At 63.3% G+C, this 16717-nt stretch carries 13 protein-coding genes; all 13 read left to right on the forward strand.

All coding sequences use genetic code 11. The annotated features are described in order from the left end of the window. Position 1 precedes the first annotated feature (1 nt). The 13 genes from HDC32_RS02710 (at position 2) to HDC32_RS02770 (ending at position 16703) form a co-directional block, all read left to right on the forward strand. Positions 2 to 445 carry a YqaA family protein gene (locus tag HDC32_RS02710; protein WP_131696156.1) on the forward strand — a complete coding sequence of 148 codons (444 nt, stop codon included), beginning with the start codon at positions 2 to 4 and terminating at the stop codon, positions 443 to 445. 44 nt (positions 446 to 489) lie between these two features. Next, on the forward strand, positions 490 to 1491 hold the full coding sequence (locus HDC32_RS02715) for an alpha/beta fold hydrolase (protein ID WP_145337755.1): 1002 nt from the start codon (positions 490 to 492) through the stop codon (positions 1489 to 1491). Positions 1492 to 1516: 25 nt separating this feature from the next. Continuing rightward, a complete protein-coding gene (locus HDC32_RS02720; protein ID WP_184742387.1) occupies positions 1517 to 2470 on the forward strand; it encodes a D-2-hydroxyacid dehydrogenase family protein in 954 nt (317 codons plus the stop codon). Positions 2471 to 2962: 492 nt separating this feature from the next. Continuing rightward, positions 2963 to 4519: a glycogen synthase GlgA gene (glgA, locus tag HDC32_RS02725; protein WP_131696153.1), complete on the forward strand. Its 1557-nt coding sequence runs from the start codon at positions 2963 to 2965 to the stop codon at positions 4517 to 4519. 19 nt (positions 4520 to 4538) lie between these two features. Further along, complete coding sequence (gene treZ, locus HDC32_RS02730; RefSeq protein ID WP_184742389.1) at positions 4539 to 6284, forward strand: malto-oligosyltrehalose trehalohydrolase; 1746 nt, start codon at positions 4539 to 4541, stop codon at positions 6282 to 6284. Next, positions 6281 to 8365: a 4-alpha-glucanotransferase gene (malQ, locus tag HDC32_RS02735; protein ID WP_184742392.1), complete on the forward strand. Its 2085-nt coding sequence runs from the start codon at positions 6281 to 6283 to the stop codon at positions 8363 to 8365. Before treZ ends, malQ begins: the two co-directional genes overlap by 4 nt. Continuing rightward, the gene (locus HDC32_RS02740; protein WP_184742394.1) at positions 8362 to 11112 is read left to right on the forward strand and encodes a malto-oligosyltrehalose synthase; all 2751 of its coding nucleotides are present in this window, start codon (positions 8362 to 8364) and stop codon (positions 11110 to 11112) included. The genes malQ and HDC32_RS02740 overlap by 4 nt, the downstream gene beginning before the upstream one ends. A 24-nt stretch (positions 11113 to 11136) precedes the next feature. Beyond that, positions 11137 to 11406: a DUF2934 domain-containing protein gene (locus HDC32_RS02745; protein ID WP_131696149.1), complete on the forward strand. Its 270-nt coding sequence runs from the start codon at positions 11137 to 11139 to the stop codon at positions 11404 to 11406. 130 nt (positions 11407 to 11536) lie between these two features. Beyond that, the gene (gene glgX / locus HDC32_RS02750; RefSeq protein ID WP_131696148.1) at positions 11537 to 13696 is read left to right on the forward strand and encodes a glycogen debranching protein GlgX; all 2160 of its coding nucleotides are present in this window, start codon (positions 11537 to 11539) and stop codon (positions 13694 to 13696) included. Between the two features lies 1 nt (position 13697). Then, the gene (locus HDC32_RS02755; protein WP_167656746.1) at positions 13698 to 14696 is read left to right on the forward strand and encodes an acyl-CoA dehydrogenase family protein; all 999 of its coding nucleotides are present in this window, start codon (positions 13698 to 13700) and stop codon (positions 14694 to 14696) included. After that, positions 14693 to 15451, forward strand: coding sequence for a PIG-L deacetylase family protein (locus HDC32_RS02760; protein WP_131696146.1), 759 nt, complete (start codon positions 14693 to 14695; stop codon positions 15449 to 15451). The genes HDC32_RS02755 and HDC32_RS02760 overlap by 4 nt, the downstream gene beginning before the upstream one ends. Next, complete coding sequence (locus HDC32_RS02765) at positions 15448 to 16047, forward strand: SAM-dependent methyltransferase (protein WP_184742396.1); 600 nt, start codon at positions 15448 to 15450, stop codon at positions 16045 to 16047. The genes HDC32_RS02760 and HDC32_RS02765 overlap by 4 nt, the downstream gene beginning before the upstream one ends. Beyond that, a complete protein-coding gene (locus HDC32_RS02770) occupies positions 16044 to 16703 on the forward strand; it encodes a glycosyltransferase family 2 protein (protein ID WP_131696144.1) in 660 nt (219 codons plus the stop codon). The genes HDC32_RS02765 and HDC32_RS02770 overlap by 4 nt, the downstream gene beginning before the upstream one ends. The last annotated feature ends 14 nt before the right edge of the window (positions 16704 to 16717 follow it).

The raw sequence follows: 16717 nt of genomic DNA on the forward strand, positions 1-16717 counted from the left end.
GGTGCCGGTGGGTTACCTGGGGCTGTTTCTCGCCGCATTCGGCGCGGCGACGTTACTGCCGCTGCAATCGGAGGCGGTGCTGGTCGGCCTGTTGATCAGCGGGCATTACAGCCTGTGGTTACTTCTGGGGATTGCCACCTTGGGCAATGTCCTCGGCTCGCTGGTCAATTGGTGGCTGGGACGCTGGGTGGAGCACTTCAAGCAGCGCCGCTGGTTTCCGGTCAGCGACAAGCAGTTGGAAAAAGCCCGCCACCATTACCAACGCTGGGGGCACTGGACGCTGCTGCTCAGTTGGGTGCCTGTCATAGGCGACCCGCTGACGTTGGTGGCCGGGGTGATGCGTGAGCCGTTGTGGCGGTTCCTGCTGCTGGTGACCCTGGCCAAGGGCCTGCGATACGCGGTACTCGCCGCTATCACCTTGCAGTGGGTGTTAATCCCCCGTTAATCCCCCGCAAACAGCATCCGAGCACCCTACTCGGAGCCCCGCCCATGCCTCTATCCCGTGCTTTTTGCATCGCCGGCCTGCTGACGGCCAGCATCGCCCCGGCGTTCGCCGCCAGCTATGGCCCTGAGCTGCAAGGCTTCCAATACCCCTATCCCCTCGAACATTTCCAATTCCAATCCCAGGGTAAATCCCTGCAAATGGGCTACATGGACGTGCCGGCCAAGGGGCAACCCAACGGTCGCAGCGTAGTGCTGATGCATGGCAAGAACTTTTGCGGCGCCACCTGGGAAAGCACGATCAAGGCCTTGAGCGACGCCGGTTACCGGGTGATTGCACCGGACCAGATCGGCTTCTGCAGTTCCAGCAAGCCCGACCACTACCAGTACAGCTTCCAGCAGTTGGCCCTCAACACCCACCAACTGCTGGAAAAACTCGGTATTCAGAAGGCCACGCTGCTCGGCCATTCCACCGGCGGCATGCTCGCCACCCGTTACGCGCTGATGTACCCCGAGCAGACCGAACAGCTCGGGCTGGTCAATCCCATTGGCCTGGAAGACTGGAAAGCCTTGGGCGTGCCCTCGCTCAGCGTCGACCAATGGTATGCGCGGGAGCAAAAAGTCAGCGCCGAGGGGATTCGCAAGTACCAGCTCAACACGTATTACGTCGGGCGCTGGAAGCCTGAGTACGAGCGTTGGGTAGACATGTATGCGGGCCTGAGCAATGGCCCCGGGCACACGCTGGTCGCATGGAACTCGGCGTTGATTTACGACATGATCTTCACCCAGCCGGTGTACTACGAGTTCAAGAACCTGCAGATGCCCACCCTGCTGCTCATCGGTACCGCCGACACCACCGCCATCGGCAAAGACATTGCGCCGCCGGCGGTCAAGGCCAGGATCGGCAACTACGCGGTATTGGGCAAGCAAGTGGCCAAACTGATTCCCCACGCCACACTGGTGGAGTTTCCAGGCCTGGGCCATGCACCGCAGATGGAAGAGCCCGCGAAGTTTCACCAGGCGCTGTTGCAGGGGTTGAACGCCCTTTAATCCAACTTTTTCGAGGCACGCGAGCATGTCGGTACAGATCGCAGTCATTGATGATTGGCAGAATGTGGCCAGCGGCGTGGTGGATTGGTCGGTGCTGGAGGCCGTGGGGCAGGTGCATTTCCTGCACGATTACCCGGCAGATACCGCCACGATGATTGAGCGTTTGAAGGGGTTCGCGGTTATTTGCGTCATGCGTGAACGCTCGACCTTCGACAGAGCCCTGTTGCAGGGTCTGCCCAACCTCAAGTTGCTGGTCACCGGCGGCATGCGCAATGCCGCCATAGACCTTGCCGCCGCCAAGGCCCTGGGCATCCAGGTGTGCGGCACCGACAGCTATAAGCAAGCGGCGCCGGAGCTGACCTGGGCGCTGATCATGGCGTCTACGCGCAATCTGCTGGCCGAAGCCAGCTCACTGCGCGCGGGTGGCTGGCAGGTGGGCCTGGGAGGCGACCTGTACGGCAAGACCCTGAGCATTCTCGGGCTGGGCAGCATTGGCCAGAAGGTCGCGCAGTTCGCCCAGGTATTCGGTATGCGGGTGCTGGCCTGGAGCGAAAACCTCACGCCGGAGCGCGCGGCGCAAGCCGGGGTGACCTGGGTCAGCAAGCGCGAGCTGTTTGAGCAGGCCGACATTCTCACGATTCATTTGGTGCTCAGCGACCGCAGCCGTGGCCTGGTCGACGCCGAGGCATTGAGCTGGATGAAACCGACGGCCCGGTTGGTGAATACCGCGCGCGGGCCGATTGTGGATGAGCAGGCGCTGGTGCAGGCATTGACCGCTGGTCGCTTGGCAGGCGCGGCACTGGATGTGTACGCCGAAGAGCCGCTGCCGGTCGATCACCCGTTCCGCCACTTGCCCAACGTACTCGCCACGCCGCATGTGGGCTATGTAAGCGAGCAGAACTACCGGCAGTTCTATCAGCAGATGATTGAAGACATCCAGGCCTGGACCAAGGGCGCGCCCATTCGCGTGCTCGGCTGACGCACCATTACAGGGCAGCTGCGCTACTGTGGAGAGGGAGCTTGCTCCCGTTGGGGCGCGAAGCGGCCCTGAAATCCAGGGAGCGCTTCGCATTCCAGCGGGAGCAAGCTCCCTCTCCACAGGCCCCCCGCCCCCACAAAAATCTCGTCGCGTACAACTTCGCATATCGTTACAAGTTTTTGTCCTACAAAATTCCCACATAAACCCTACAGGCTCTGGGATCTGTCCTAGACTGATGACCGATGGGTCCGTTCCAAAACAAAAACCCCGCAAAAAATCGAAACTTTCGAACTCTGCCGTAGGTCCAGTTTTAAGGTAAGGCGAGCGCATACGGTTCACAGCCCGATGCCCGTCTATCCAATCTATTTAAGCCGACCGTGCAACTGGCATAAGCCTTGCCAGTTTGTATAGCGCTTGTGCGCCTGGCCGCAGGATGCGGTCTTCGGAGCTAGTGGCAGCGGGCCATTAGCCAACCAACATTGGGAGAGAACTATGATCAGTGCCGCTGTAGATACTCAGGGAGAGCGTTTTAGTAAGGCGGCAGAGGGGCCAACGTCACTGGCCGACCTGCCCAACACTGTGCGGCCGATCGTGAGTAATAATCCCAATCGAAAGAAGGTATTGTTCGTCACCTCCGAGTTCGCCGACCTGGTGAAAACCGGTGGCCTGGGCGACGTGTCCGCGGCCCTGCCGCGCGCCATGGCTCATTTGCACGATGTTCGCGTCCTGATCCCCGGTTATCCGCAGGTGATGGAAAGCGACAACCCGATCCATATCATCGGTGAGCTGGGTGGCCACGCCGCGTTGCCGCCGTGCAAGATCGGGCGCATGGACCTCAAGGACGGCCTGGTCATCTATGTGCTGATCTGCCCCGAGCTCTACGAGCGCGAAGGCACGCCGTACGGCGCCAACAACGGTCGCGACTGGCCGGACAACCATATTCGCTTCGCCCGCCTGGGCCTGGCCGCTGCCGACATGGCCGCCAACCTCGCCCAGATCCACTGGTGCCCGGACCTGGTGCACGCCCATGACTGGCCCGCTGGCCTGGCACCCGCCTATATGCACTGGCGTGGGTCACGCACACCGACCCTGTTCACCATTCATAACCTCGCCTATCAGGGCGTGGTCAGCCTGGCCTCTACACCGGAGCTGGGCATTCCGCCGCACGCCCTGCAGCAGGAAGGCATGGAGTTCTACGGCAAGATGTCGTTCCTCAAGGCGGGCATGGCGTATTCCAGCCACATCACCACCGTGAGCGCGACCTACGCCCAGGAAATCACCACGCCGGAATTCGGCTGTGGTCTCGACGGTTTCCTCGCCGCCAAGACCCAGCAAGGCCTGCTCAGTGGCATCCCCAACGGCATCGATGAAAGCTGGGAAACCTCCACCGACACGCACCTGACCCATAACTTCAATATCGGTGACTGGGAAGGCAAGGCCGTCAACGCCGACCACGTGCGCGAACTGTTCGGCCTGCATGCTTCCACCGGCCCGCTGTTCGCGGTGGTCTCGCGCCTGGTTTACCAGAAGGGCCTGGACCTCACCGAAGCAGTAGCCAGCTTTATCGTCGAAAACGGCGGCCAGATCGCGATTATCGGGCGCGGCGAGCCGGAAGAAGAACAGGCCATGCGTGAACTGGCGCTGCGCTTCCCAGGCCAGGTCGGTGTACGCATCGGCTTCAACGAGACCGATGCGCGGCGCATGTTCGCCGGCAGTGACTTTCTGCTGATGCCTTCGCGCTACGAGCCCTGCGGCCTGAGCCAGATGTATGCCCAGCGCTTCGGCTCGCTGCCGGTGGCACGTAATACCGGCGGGCTGGCGGACACCATCGAGAATGGCGTCACCGGCTTCCTGTTCAATGAGTCCACCGTAGAAAGCTACGAAGAAGCCCTGAGCCGCGCGTTCCGGGTATTCGCCAATAAAGGCCTGCTCAACGCCATGCGCAGCCGCGCCATGACCCAACCCTTCAACTGGTGCCAGGCGGTGGAACCGTACGCCGAGCTGTATGAACAACTGGTGGCCAAGGCCTTGGGGAAATCGACTAAATAATCAAGGGAGGTCTTCATAGATGCCGTTACGGACTTTGGAAACCTGGCCCCACGGCGCAATCATGCTGGACGCGCAACACACGCGTTTTGCCTTGTGGGCGCCAGACGCGTTTTATGTCAGCGTTGAATTGGAAAACGGTAAATCCATCGCCATGCTGCCCCAGGCAGATGGCTGGTTCGAGACTGAAGTAAAGTGCCCGGCGGGCACGCGCTACCGCTACAACATTGATGGGGAAATGGATGTTCCCGACCCCGCGTCCCGTGCCCAGGCCTCGGACGTGCATGGTTGGAGCCTGGTAGTCGACCCGCTCGCCTACCCATGGCGCCACGCCAATTGGCAAGGCCGTCCCTGGCACGAAGCGGTGATCTACGAATTGCACGTAGGCGCGATGGGCGGCTACGCCGAAGTCGAAAAGCACCTGCCACGCCTGGCCGAGCTGGGCGTCACCGCGCTTGAATTGATGCCGCTGGCGCAATTTCCCGGTGAGCGCAACTGGGGTTATGACGGCGTGCTGCCCTACGCACCGCACTCCTCCTACGGCTCGCCCGAGCAACTTAAACACCTGATCGACAGCGCCCACGAGCACGGCCTCGCCGTGATCCTCGACGTGGTTTACAACCACTTCGGCCCTGACGGCAATTACCTGGGCCAATACGCCAAGGGCTTCTTCCAGGAAGACGTGCACACGCCGTGGGGGGCCGGTATCGACTTCGAGCGTCGTGAAGTGCGGAATTTCTTCCTCGACAACGCACTGATGTGGCTGCTCGAGTACCGCTTCGACGGCCTGCGCCTGGACGCGGTGCACGCTATCGACAACCCCGGTTTCCTCCAGGAACTCGCGCATCGGGTACGCCAGCAGGTGGATACCGGTCGTCATGTGTGGCTGGTGCTGGAAAACGAGCTGAACCAGGCCAGCCTGCTCAAGGAGGATTTCGACGCGCAATGGAATGATGACTTCCATAACGTGCTGCACGTGTTGCTGACCGGCGAAACCGATGCCTATTACAGCGACTTTGCCCAGGACCCCACGACCAAACTCGCCCGCTGCCTGGGCGAAGGGTTTATCTATCAGGGCCACACCACCCGCCATGGTCATGAACGTGGCGAGCCGAGCAGTGAACTGCGGCCCACGGCCTTTGTGTCCTTCCTGCAGAACCACGACCAGATCGGCAACCGCGCCCTGGGCGAACGCCTGCACCAGCTTTGCTCGCCCCAGGCGCTCAAGGCTGCAACCGCCCTGCTGCTGTTGTCGCCGATGATTCCGCTGATGTTCATGGGGGATGAGGCGAACGCCAGCGAGCCGTTCCTGTTTTTTACCGACCACCACGGTGAACTGGCCGAAGCGGTCCGTGAAGGCCGGCGCAATGAGTTTGCCGACTTCGCAGCGTTCCACGATCCCGAGCGACGTGAACGCATCCCCGACCCCAACGCGCTGTCGACATTCGAGCAATCGGCCCCGGTGATCGCCGGCAACGAACACGCTCAGCTCTATCGCCAACTGCTCAGCCTGCGCCATCGGCATATCGTGCCGCACCTGCCGGGCGCCGAGGCATTGGGCGCGCAGGTGCTTGCCTACGCGGCCGTCAGTGCGCGCTGGCGCCTGGGTAACGGCAGCCTGCTGCAGATCGACCTGAACCTGAGCGCCACGCCGCTGGATCACCCGGCGACCGCGCCGGTCCTGTTTGAAACGCCGGCCCTGCAAGGTGCGCAATTGCCGCCCTTCAGCGCCCGCGTCACTTTATCCCCTGTTGGAGAGCACCCTTGAGCGAAGCGAACCTGGAAATCCTCGCCAGCCGCGCGGGCCTGGCCGTCGATTGGATCGATGCAAACGGCCGCCCGCAACGAGTGACACCCGACGCCCTGCGCGCGGTTCTCAAAGGCCTGGGCCACCCGGCCGACAGCGATGCCGACATCAACGCCAGCCTGCTTGAACTGGAGCGCGTGCAACAAGACAAGCACCTGCCGCCCCTGATGACCGTCGACAGCGGTGAAGGCCTCGACCTGGCGCGCTACTTCGAACCTGACACCCTGTGCCGGGTCAACCTCGAAGGCGGCGAGACCCTGGAGCTGCGCCTCGACGGCAACTCCGTATTGCCCGGCGTTATCGCCCTGGGCTACCACCAGGTGCATATCGACGACCAAAGCTTCACCTTGGCCGTCGCGCCCACCCATTGCTACAGCGTGGCCGAAGCGGTGGACACCCGGCCCGCCCGCGCCTGGGGCCTGAGCGCCCAGCTGTATTCACTGCGCCGCTTGGGCGATGGCGGTTTCGGCGACACCCTGGCCCTGGAACACCTGGCCCGCTCCGCCGCCGAACGCGGCGCCGATGCCCTCGCGATCAGCCCGATGCACGCGATGTTCAGTGCCGACACCGAACGCTACAGCCCTTACTCGCCGTCCAGCCGCCTGTTCCTCAACAGCCTGTATGCCTCGCCCGCCTGTATTCTGGGTGAACGCGAGGTGCGCAATGCGATTGAAGCCATTGGCCTGGAAGAAGAGTTGCACGCGCTGGAACAGCACACCCTGATCGACTGGCCCGTCGCCGCCCAGGCCAAACAGCGCCTGCTACGCGCGCTGTATGAAGACTTCCGTCACGGCCATCACCCGCAGCACGCCGACTTTCTGAGCTTTCGCCAGGCCGGTGGCGAGGCCCTGGAAAACCATTGCCGCTTCGAAGCCGTACAGGCTGTGCGCGCCGCTGCAGGCGAGGACCTTGACTGGCGCCACTGGCCCGAAGAGTGGCGTTCGCCGCAGAGCCCTGCGCTGGTTGCGTTCGCCGAAGAGCATCACGCCGAGATCGGCTTCTACGCCTTCGGCCAATGGCTGATCGCCCGTTGCCTGGAGCGCGCCCAACAAGCCGCCAAAGGCAGCGGCATGGGGGTCGGCTTGATCGCTGACCTGGCCGTCGGCGCCGACGGCGGTGGCAGCCAGGCCTGGAGCCGCCAGGATGAGTTGCTGGCCGACCTGACCGTGGGCGCGCCACCCGACATCCTTAACCGCGCCGGCCAGGGCTGGGGCATTTCCGCGTTCTCGCCCGAGGGTCTCAAGCGCAACGGCTTCCGCGCGTTTATCGAGATGCTGCGGGCCAACTTCGCCCATGCCGGCGGCTTGCGCATCGACCATGTAATGGGCCTGCAACGCCTGTGGGTGATCCCGATGGACGCCTCGCCGCGTGAAGGCGCTTACCTGTATTACCCGGTAGACGACCTGTTGCGCCTGCTGGCGCTGGAATCCCACCGCCACCAGGCCATCGTGCTCGGAGAAGACCTCGGCACGGTGCCCGATGGGCTGCGCGAAAAACTCATCGCCCGCTCGATCCTCGGCATGCGCGTGCTGTTGTTCGAACAGGGCCACGATGGCCAGTTCAACCCGATCCTGGACTGGCCGGATAACGCCCTGGCCACCACCAGCACCCACGATTTGCCGACCCTCAACGGTTGGTGGCACAGCCGTGATATCGACTGGAACGTCCAGCTGGGCCTGATCGATGCCCCTACCGTGGAGCAATGGAGCGAACACCGCCTGCGTGAACGCCAGGCGCTGCGCCAGGCCTTGAGCCAGGACCCGCAGAACTTCGTCGATGAGATCCGCAACGAAACCGACCACATGATCGACGCCAGCGTGCGCTACCTCGGCCACACCCGTGCGCCGCTGGTGCTGTTGCCGCTGGAAGACGCCCTGGGCCTCGAAGAACAAGCCAACCTGCCCGGCACCACCGACACCCACCCTAATTGGCGCCGTCGTTTACCGGGCGAGGCTTCCAGCCTCCTCGACAACGCCGGTGCCGCGCGCCGCCTCGAACTGCTGGCCGTCGCGCGCAACCAAGCCTATGAGCGAGACCGATGAAAGCCCTCCCCCTGCGCGCTACCCAGCGCCTGCAATTTCACAAAGGTTTTACCCTGGATGACGCGGTACCCCTGGTGCCGTATTTCGCCCAATTGGGCATCAGCCACCTGTATGCCTCGCCATTGTTGAGCGCCCGCGCCGGCTCCATGCATGGCTACGATGTGGTCGACCCCACCAGCGTTAACCCGGAGCTGGGCGGCGAACCGGCCTTGCGCCGTCTGGTCGAAGCCCTACGCGAACACGATATGGGGCTGATCCTCGATATCGTGTCCAACCATATGGCTGTGGGCGGCGCCGACAACCCTTGGTGGCTGGACCTGTTGGAATGGGGCCGGTTGAGCCCCTACAGCGAATTCTTCGACATCCAATGGCATTCGCCCGACCCGCTGCTCAAGGGCCAATTGCTCATGCCCTTCCTCGGCAGCGACTACGGCGAAGCTTTGCAGAGCGGTACGCTGACGCTGCATTTCGATGCAGCCCACGGCGTGTTTTACGTTGAGCACTACGAACACCGCTTCCCTATCTGCCCACGGGATTACGCGGCCATCCTCGGTGCCGACGAGCGGCTCAAACCTCTGGCCGACCGCTTCAGCGCCCTGGCCTATCAGGATGATGCCTACGCCGAAGCCGCCTGGCTCAAGCAGGTATTGGCCGAACGCGCCACAGAAGTCCTGGAGACTATCGAACAGCGGCTGACCGAGTTCGACGGACGCACGCCGGAGGGCTTCAACCGTCTGCACCACCTGCTCGAGCAACAGGCCTATCGCCTGGCCAGCTGGCGCACGGCGGCAGACGACATCAACTGGCGGCGCTTCTTCGACGTCAACGAACTCGGCGGGTTGCGCGTGGAGCGCACCGCTGTGTTCGAAGCCACCCATGGCAAGATCTTCGAACTGATCAGCGAAGGCCTGGTGGATGGCCTGCGCATCGACCATATCGACGGCCTGGCCGATCCGCGCGGTTACTGCCGCAAGCTGCGGCGTCGGGTGGATTCGCTGTCGCCCGAGCGGCACTTGCCGATCTTCGTGGAAAAAATCCTCGGCGAGGGCGAAACCCTGCGCGAAGACTGGCAAGTGGACGGCACCACCGGCTACGAATTCATGAACCAGTTGTCGCTGCTGCAACACCATCCCGAGGGCTTTGCGCCGCTGGCGGACTTATGGACGCGGCACAGCGAACGGCCCTCGGCGTTTATCGAAGAGGCGCGGCTGGCCCGCCAGCAAATCCTCAACGGCTCCCTCGGCGGCGACTTTGAAAGCGTGGCCCAGGCCCTGTTGCAAGTGGCCCGCGACGATGTGATGACCCGCGACCTGACCCTCGGCGCGATCCGTCGCGCGTTGCAGGAGCTGATCGTGCATTTCCCGGTGTACCGCACCTATATCAGCGCCCGCGGCCGTAGCGCCGACGACGACAAAGTGTTCCAGCAGGCCCTGGACGGCGCCCGTACGACACTTGGCGAGGGCGACTGGCCGGTGCTCGAACACCTGGAAAAATGGCTCGGCGGCCAACCCTGGCGCAATCGCCCGGTGGGCCGTGAGCGCAAGATCCTTAAGCATGCCTGTGTGCGCTTCCAGCAACTGACCTCGCCGGCTGCCGCCAAGGCCGTGGAAGACACCGCGTTCTACCGCTCGGCCGTGCTGCTGTCGCGCAACGATGTGGGCTTCAGTACCGAGCAGTTCAGCGCGCCGTTGGCCGAGTTTCACGCCATCAATCAACAGCGTTTGCAGGCCTTCCCCGACAACCTGCTGGCCACCGCCACCCATGACCACAAGCGTGGCGAAGACACCCGTGCGCGCCTGGCCGTGCTCAGCGAGTGCGCGCCGTGGTACGTCGAGCAAGTGGAGCATTGGCGCACCCTGGCAGCACCGTTGCGCGACGACGCGACCACACCGTCGGCCGGCGATGAGCTGATCCTGTATCAGGTGCTGCTGGGCAGTTGGCCGCTGGACCAGGCCGAAGACTTCGAGGGCTATCACCAGCGACTGTGGCAGTGGCAACAAAAAGCCCTGCGCGAAGCCAAGTTGCAGAGCAGTTGGAGCGCGCCCAACGAGGCCTATGAACAGGGGGTCGAAGCCTTTCTCACACGTCTGCTGCTCAGTGATGAAGGTCAGCCGCTGCGCAGCGCAATCGGCAGCGCCGCCCAGGCCATCGCCCCCGCCGGCGCGGTCAACGGACTGGCGCAAACCTTGCTTCGCATTACCGTGCCGGGTGTGCCGGACCTGTACCAGGGCGATGAGTTCTGGGACTTCAGCCTGGTGGACCCGGACAACCGTCGTCCGGTGGATTTCACCGCGCGGCAACACGCACTCAATACCCTGCCGGACATCGGCGAACTGTTGTTCAACTGGCGTGACGGGCGTATCAAGCAAACATTGATTGCCCACGTACTGGCCTTGCGCAAGGCCCATCCGGACGTGTTCCGCAACGGCCGCTATACAGCACTGGAAGTCGTCGGCCGACACGCCGAACGCGTGGTCGCGTTCTGCCGCGAACACCAAGGCAAACGCCTGCTGGTGGTGGTGCCACGTTGGTCCCATGACCTGCTTGAAAACGGTGTGCATCCCCAGATCAATGCGCAGGTTTGGGGCGATACCCGGGTGAAATTACCGTTCGCCATGCCAACGCAAAACTGGAAGGGACTTTTTCATACAGGCGCAGTCACACCAGACAAGGAGCTGTTGATCAGCACTGCCCTGGGGGATTTCCCGGTCAATGTCTTTATCAATTCTGATGATCAAGAAAGCTGAAAATTTTCTGTGAGGAGCATTGTGATGAGTACTGAAGACAAACGCATACGCGAACTGGCGCATCAGATCTGGGAGTCTGAAGGCAAACCCCACGGGGAAGACGCGCGCCACTGGGAGATGGCGCGCAAGCTGGCCGAAGCCGAAGCACTGACGCCGAGCAAACCCAAGCCCGCCGCCAAGCCCAAGACCGCCCCCAAGCCTGCGGCAAAGGCCAAGCCACCTGCGCCAACCGCGAGCAAACCGGCGCCCCCGGCGGCCAAGAAGCCGCCAGCGCCGAAAAAGCCCAAGGCTTAACGCGCACGGCGCCACGAACCTTTTGCCGGCGCTGTCGGCAAAAGGCGACTTCACTCTTCTTCTCATCCGCTGAACACACGTCAGCAGGGCCGCGTTCGGCCCGAAAAAATAGCCTTGCAGGAGCAACTCAATGAGCAAACCCCATAAGACCCCATCGACGCCGGGTAACGAGCCGTCGCGGATTCGTGAAGGTTTGCCCTTCCCCCTCGGCGCTACCTGGGATGGCCTGGGTGTGAACTTCGCGCTGTTCTCGGCCAACGCCGAGAAAGTCGAACTGTGCCTGTTCGATGACACCGGCGAAGTGGAACTCGAGCGCATCGAATTGCCCGAATACACTGACGAAATATTCCACGGTTACTTGCCCGACGCCCACCCTGGGCTGATCTACGGCTACCGTGTGTACGGAGCTTATGATCCGGCCAATGGGCATCGTTTCAACCACAACAAATTGCTGATCGACCCCTACGCCAAACAGCTGGTGGGCGAACTCAAATGGTCCGAAGCGCTGTTCGGCTACACCATCGGCCACCCGGATGACGACCTCAGTTTCGACGAGCGTGACAGCGCACCGTTCGTGCCCAAGTGCAAGGTCATCGACCCGGCGCACACCTGGGGCAACGACCAGCCGGTGCGGGTGCCATGGGACCGTACGATCATTTACGAAACCCACTTGCGCGGCATCAGCATGCGTCACCCTTCGGTCGGCGAAGACGTGCGCGGCACCTGTGCCGGGTTGATGGAAGATGACGTGCTCAAGCACATCCGCCAGTTGGGCATTTCGTCGGTGGAATTGCTGCCGGTGCATGCCTTCGTCAACGACCAGCACTTGCTGGAAAAAGGCATGACCAACTACTGGGGCTACAACAGCATTGCGTTTTTCGCCCCCGACCCGCGCTACCTGGCCAGCGGCAAGATCGCCGAGTTCAAGGAGATGGTTGCGCACCTGCACGAGCAGAAGCTGGAAGTGATCCTCGACGTGGTCTACAACCACACCGCCGAGGGCAACGAGCGGGGCCCGACCCTGTCCATGCGCGGCATCGACAACGCTTCGTACTACCGGCTGATGCCCGACGACAAGCGCTTCTACATCAACGATTCCGGCACCGGCAACACCCTGGACCTGAGCCACCCCTGCGTGCTGCAGATGGTCACCGATTCCCTGCGTTACTGGGCCACCGAAATGCACGTCGATGGCTTCCGCTTCGACCTGGCGACCATTCTCGGCCGCTACCGCGACGGTTTTGACGAGCGCCACAGTTTCCTCGTGGCCTGCCGCCAGGACCCGGTGCTGCGCCAGTTGAAAATGATCGCTGAGCCATGGGACTGCGGCCCCGGCGGCTATCAGGTGGGTAACTTCCCACCGGGCTGGGTTGAATGGAACGACCGTTTCCGCGACACCGTGCGTGCCTTCTGGAAAGGCGATGACGGCCAACTGGCAGACTTCGCCGGGCGCATGACCGCCTCGGGCGAGATGTTCAACCATCGTGGCCGCCGCCCCTACAGCTCGGTGAATTTCATCACCGCCCACGACGGTTTCACCCTGCATGACCTGGTGTCTTACAACGACAAGCACAACGAAGACAACGACGAGAACAACCAGGACGGCAGCAACAACAACCTGTCCTGGAACCACGGCGTGGAAGGCCCGACCGACGACCCGGAAATCAACGCACTGCGCCTGCGCCAGATGCGCAACTTCTTTGCCACGCTGCTGCTGGCCCAGGGCACGCCGATGATCGTGGCCGGAGATGAATTCGCCCGCACCCAGCACGGCAACAACAACGCCTACTGCCAGGACAGCGAGATCGGCTGGGTCAACTGGGAACTGGACGATGACGGCAAGGCGTTGCTCAAGTTCGTCAAGCGCCTGATCAAGCTGCGCCTGGCCTACCCGATCCTGCGTCGTGGCCGCTTCCTGGTGGGCGACTACAACGAAGACATCGGCGTCAAGGACGTCACCTGGTTGTCGCCGGACGGCAACGAGATGACCACCGAACAGTGGGAAGACAGCCACGGCCGTTGCCTGGGCATGCTGATGGATGGCCGCGCCCAGGAAACCGGGATTCGCCGTGCAGGTGCCGACGCCACTCTGTTGCTGGTGGTAAACGCCCACCACGACGTGGTCAATTTCCGTCTGCCGCCGGTGCCAGAGGGTGAGTTCTGGACCTGCATGCTCGACACCAACGAGCCAGCAGTGCGTGGCCAGGAACGCTTTGAGTTCGACCACGAGTACGGCGTGACCGGGCGCTCGCTGCTGCTGTTCGAACTGCAGCGTGACGACGAGGTGTGACATGGCACTGCATGGATTCCTTCAAGGCTTCCAGGACTATGCGGACACGCAGGACCTGGGCAAGGCCCTGAGGGCACTTCAGGAGGTTGGCCTGGATCAGTTGCCACTGCCTGGCAGCGGCGACACACTGGGGCGGTTCAGCCGCCTTGCACAAGTGGCAGGCCATGACCTGCGCTTATGCAAACTGTTCGAAGGCCACACCGACGCATTGGCGATCATTGCCGAACTCGACAGCCCGCTGCCGCCCCTGGGCAGCCTCTGGGGCATGTGGGCTGCAGAACCGCCGAGCGCCAAAGTGCAGGTGCGCCGCGATGGTCATCGCCTGCGCCTGGACGGGCGTAAAGCCTGGTGTTCCGGGGCGGCGGTGGTCAGCCATGGTTTGTTGACGGCTTGGGATGAACAAGGCAGCCAGCAATTGGTGGCGGTGCAGATGGATCAGCCGGGCATCACGGTCACCAACGACGGTTGGAATGCCGTGGGTATGGCCGCCACTGGCAGCGTCGAGGTCGTCTTTGACGGCGCTCATGGCATTGCCGTGGGCGGCCCCGGCGACTACCTCTCGCGCCCTGGGTTCTGGCAAGGCGGCATTGGCATTGCCGCCTGCTGGTACGGTGCGGCACAACGCCTGGCAGAGGTGCTGCGCGATCACTGCAGCAAGCGCCCGGAACCCCATGCCCTCGCGCACCTCGGCGCCGTTGACAGTGCACTGAACGGCGCGGCCTGTGTGCTGCGCGCCAGCGCTCTACAGATCGACCGCGAACCCAAGGCTGACGCCCGGCAACTGGCCCAGCAGGTACGCGCGTGCATCGAGGACAGCGTCGAGCAGGTCATGCGGCATGTCGGCCGAGCCGTGGGCGCAGGGCCGTACTGCAAGGATCCGCACTTTGCCCAGTTGATGGCCGACCTGCCGGTGTATGTCCGCCAGAGCCATGCCGAACGCGACCTGGCCGGCCTCGGCGAACTGGTCGCCGGGGACCCCACAGGCAGGTGGCAATTATGAAACCCAACCCGATTGTAGGCCAGGGCACGCCACTGCACCGCTGGCAGGACTCGGCGCTGATGGCCGAACTGCCGCAGATCAGCGTCGAACAACTGGTACCCGAGGGCCACCGCGCGGTGATCATCGCCCCGCACCCGGATGACGAAGTGTTGGGCTGTGGCGGCCTGTTGCAAGGCTTGGCCGAGTTGGGCCGGCCCATTCAATTGATTTCGGTCACCGATGGCAGCGCCAGTCACCCCGGTTCCACACACTGGTCGGTGGAGCGCTTGAGCGTGGTACGCCCGCAGGAGTCGGCACAGGCCCTGCATCGCCTCGGCGTGCCGTTGCACAGCCTGAAATGGTTGCGGGCCGGCTTCAGCGACGGCCAGGTGGCGGCGCGGGAAGAGCAGCTCAGCGCCTTCATCCAGCGCCACCTCAAACCCGCGGATGTGGTGTTTACCACCTGGCGCGAAGACGGCCATTGCGATCACGAGGCCGTTGGCCGCGCGAGCGCCAAGGCGGCGCACGCGGTGGGTGCGGCCCTCTATGAGCTGCCGGTGTGGACCTGGCACTGGGCATCTCCCGAGAACAGCCTGGTGCCCTGGCACCGCGCCCGCAAGCTCCCGCTGAGCTGTGAAGCCGTCGCGCGTAAACGCCACGCCATCCACGCATTCGCCAGCCAGTTGGAGGGTGACCCGCAGATCGGACTGCCGCCGGTGCTGGCGCCCTATGTGGTGGAGCGTCTGCTGCAACCTTTTGAAGTGGTATTTGTATGAGTGTGGCGACGCCGTATTTCGATCAACTGTTTGCCGGTAACGACGACCCCTGGGCCTTTCGACAACGCTGGTACGAGCGACGCAAACGTGCGCTGACCCTGGCGCTGTTGACTCGGCCGCGCTATGCCTCGGTGTTCGAACCCGGCTGCGCCAATGGCGAATTGAGCTTCGAGCTGGCCCCGCGCTGTGACCACCTGCTGTGTTGCGACACGGCCTCGGCCGCCGTCGCCCTGGCACGCAGTCGCTTGCTGGGCTTTGCCCATGCCCAGGTGGAGCAGAGCCGCCTGCCCGAGCAATGGCCGACAGGCGAATTCGATCTGATCGTCTTGAGCGAACTGTGCTACTACCTCGACAGCGATGACCTGTGCCGCTTGATCGATCGCGTCCTCAGCAGCCTCACCGCCAATGGCCAGGTGCTGGCCTGCCACTGGCGCCCGGCTATCGACGGTTGCCCGCAAACCGCCGAACAGGTGCATGCCCTGCTCCATGAGCGGCTGGCGACGCCCTTGGTCGCCACCCACCACGAACACGATTTCCTGCTCGACCTGTGGAGCCGTGACGGCACTTCGGTCGCCACCCTCGAGGGCCTGCGATGATCGGCATTCTGATCCCGGTACATAACGAAGAGGCGTTGCTCGGCGGCTGTCTGGAGGCAGCATTGGTCGCGGCCAGCCACCCAGGCTTGCTGGGCGAAACAGTGCAGATCCTGGTGGTGCTCGACAGTTGCAGCGATGCCAGTGCCGCGATTGCCGAGGGTTTCCCGGTGCAGCGCCTGGAAGTCCAGGCACGTAACGTCGGCCACGTGCGCGGGGTAGGCGCGCGGCACCTGCTCAACCAGGGCGCACGCTGGATTTCGTGCACCGACGCCGACAGCCGCGTGGCCCCCGATTGGCTGGTAGCCCAGCTGGCACTGGGTGCCGACGCGGTGTGCGGCACGGTGACCGTCGACGCCTGGAGCGAAGGGTTCGAGCCGGCGGCGCAGATCCGTTACCAGCAGGCATACCAGGCCCGGGACGGCCACCGTCATATCCACGGCGCCAACCTGGGCATCAGTGCCGGGGCGTATGTGCGCGCCGGAGGGTTCGAACCGCTGCCCTGTCACGAAGATGTGCAATTGGTGCGCGACCTCGAGCGCTGCGGTGCGTCCATCGCCTGGAGCCACGCCCCGCAAGTCATCACCAGCGCGCGCCTGGAGGCCCGTGCCCAAGGCGGGTTCGGCGATTATTTGAAGAGCCTGATGTGCGCGTCTTGAAAAAAACGACATTG

The organism is Pseudomonas sp. JAI120 (assembly GCF_014207255.1).
In the GTDB taxonomy this organism is placed as follows: Bacteria; Pseudomonadota; Gammaproteobacteria; order Pseudomonadales; family Pseudomonadaceae; genus Aquipseudomonas.

Bases quoted from the DNA above. Each gene is read 5' to 3' on its own strand.
- HDC32_RS02755 (WP_167656746.1), top strand. From the start codon at position 13,698: ATGGCACTGCATGGATTCCTTCAAGGCTTCCAGGACTATGCGGACACG.
- treZ (WP_184742389.1), top strand. From the start codon at position 4,539: ATGCCGTTACGGACTTTGGAAACCTGGCCCCACGGCGCAATCATGCTG.
- HDC32_RS02745 (WP_131696149.1), top strand. From the start codon at position 11,137: ATGAGTACTGAAGACAAACGCATACGCGAACTGGCGCATCAGATCTGG.
- HDC32_RS02765 (WP_184742396.1), top strand. From the start codon at position 15,448: ATGAGTGTGGCGACGCCGTATTTCGATCAACTGTTTGCCGGTAACGAC.
- glgX (WP_131696148.1), top strand. From the start codon at position 11,537: ATGAGCAAACCCCATAAGACCCCATCGACGCCGGGTAACGAGCCGTCG.
- glgA (WP_131696153.1), top strand. From the start codon at position 2,963: ATGATCAGTGCCGCTGTAGATACTCAGGGAGAGCGTTTTAGTAAGGCG.
- HDC32_RS02760 (WP_131696146.1), top strand. From the start codon at position 14,693: ATGAAACCCAACCCGATTGTAGGCCAGGGCACGCCACTGCACCGCTGG.
- HDC32_RS02770 (WP_131696144.1), top strand. From the start codon at position 16,044: ATGATCGGCATTCTGATCCCGGTACATAACGAAGAGGCGTTGCTCGGC.
- HDC32_RS02720 (WP_184742387.1), top strand. From the start codon at position 1,517: ATGTCGGTACAGATCGCAGTCATTGATGATTGGCAGAATGTGGCCAGC.
- HDC32_RS02740 (WP_184742394.1), top strand. From the start codon at position 8,362: ATGAAAGCCCTCCCCCTGCGCGCTACCCAGCGCCTGCAATTTCACAAA.
- HDC32_RS02715 (WP_145337755.1), top strand. From the start codon at position 490: ATGCCTCTATCCCGTGCTTTTTGCATCGCCGGCCTGCTGACGGCCAGC.